Origin of the sequence: Terrabacter terrigena, from assembly GCF_042676085.1 — a bacterium.
In the GTDB taxonomy this organism is placed as follows: domain Bacteria; phylum Actinomycetota; class Actinomycetes; order Actinomycetales; family Dermatophilaceae; genus Terrabacter; species Terrabacter terrigena.
The window spans coordinates 1-1,392 of sequence record NZ_JBHTKH010000032.1; the positions used below are offsets into that span (position 1 = coordinate 1).

Below are 1,392 nucleotides of genomic sequence, written 5' to 3' on the forward strand. Positions count from 1 at the left end.
GACAGCGTCCCGGGGCGTGGTGGGCTTTGAGGTGATCCTCGGTGCCTATTCGCCGCTGTCGATCGCGGCGATGGGTTCAGTATCGCGGTCGGGGTAGAGGATCGCCATGGATGCTTCGGAAAGGTAGCGGCGTTCGTCGGTCTGCCATTCGTCGTGGGTGTCCGCGAGGACTGCTCCGACGAGCCGGATCACCGAGGCTTCGTTGGGGAAGATCCCCACGACCCGGGCGCGGCGTTTGATCTCCTTGTTGAGCCGCTCGAGGGGGTTGGTCGACCAGATCTTGCGCCAGTGCGCCCTGGGGAACGCGTTGAACGCGAGGACCTCGGCCTTCGCGTCGTCCATCAGCGGCCCGACCTTGGGGAAGCGGGCGGCGAGCTGGTCGCGGACCTGGTCCCAGGTGGTGGCCATGGACTCGGGGTCGGGCTGGGCAAAGATCGTGCGGAACACGGCGGCGACCATGTCGACCTGCGCCCGGGGCACGTGGGCGAGCAGGTTCCGGACGAAGTGCACCCGGCAGCGTTGGTGGCTGGCGCCCTGGAAGGATCGGCGCAGCGCCGCGACGAGCCCGGCGTGTTGGTCGCTGACCGCGAGGCGAACCCCGGCCAGGCCACGCTTCTTGAGCCCGGTCAGGAACGCTCGCCAGAACACCTCGTCCTCGCTGTCGCCCACGTCCAGGCCCAGGATCTCGCGGCGTCCGTCCGCGGTGACGCCGGTGGCCACCACGACAGCCTTGGAGGTGACCTGCGCGGCCTCGGTCCGCACGTGCAGATAGGTGGCGTCGAGGAACACGTACGGGAACTCGGTGTGGTCCAGCCGGCGGGTCCGGAACGCCCCGACCGTCTCGTCCAGTCCCTGACAGATCCGGGACACCTCACTCTTGGAGATCCCGGACCCGCCCATCGCGACCACCAGGTCATCGACCGCGCGGGTCGACACCCCGTGCACGTACGCCTCCATCACCACCGCGTACAGCGCTTGGTCGATCCGGCGGCGAGGCTCGAGCACGGACGGGAAGAACGAGCCGGTGCGCAGCTTCGGGATCGACAGGGCCACATCGCCCGCCTTGGTCGTCAACAACCGCGGCCGGGATCCGTTGCGGTCGGTGATCCGGGTGTCGGTGCGTTCGTACCGGCCGGCGCCGATCACCTCGGACGCCTCGGCCTCGATCAACTCCTGCAACACGACCCGCACCGACTCACGGATCAGGTCCACGCCGTCACCGGCACGGAACGCGTCCAACAACTCGGACAGGGCAGACTGGGACAGGGCCATCGGCGGGAACCTCTCTTCGGTGAGTACTTGGCGGTACACACCGAGAATCACGCCGATGGCTCCCTCACGTCCGGAGCCACTCCGCTACCTCGAAACCCCACCACTCCCAGGGACTCTCAC

At 68.2% G+C, this 1,392-nt stretch carries 1 protein-coding gene; it reads right to left on the reverse strand.

Annotated elements, in window-relative coordinates; translation table 11 throughout:
- Positions 1 to 45: 45 nt before the first annotated feature.
- Complete coding sequence (locus ACFQ2V_RS21215; RefSeq protein ID WP_386055007.1) at positions 46 to 1,272, reverse strand: IS256 family transposase; 1,227 nt, start codon at positions 1,270 to 1,272, stop codon at positions 46 to 48.
- Positions 1,273 to 1,392: the final 120 nt, after the last annotated feature.

Excerpts from the sequence above, each read along its gene's own strand:
- ACFQ2V_RS21215 (WP_386055007.1), bottom strand. The coding sequence starts at position 1,272 with ATGGCCCTGTCCCAGTCTGCCCTGTCCGAGTTGTTGGACGCGTTCCGT.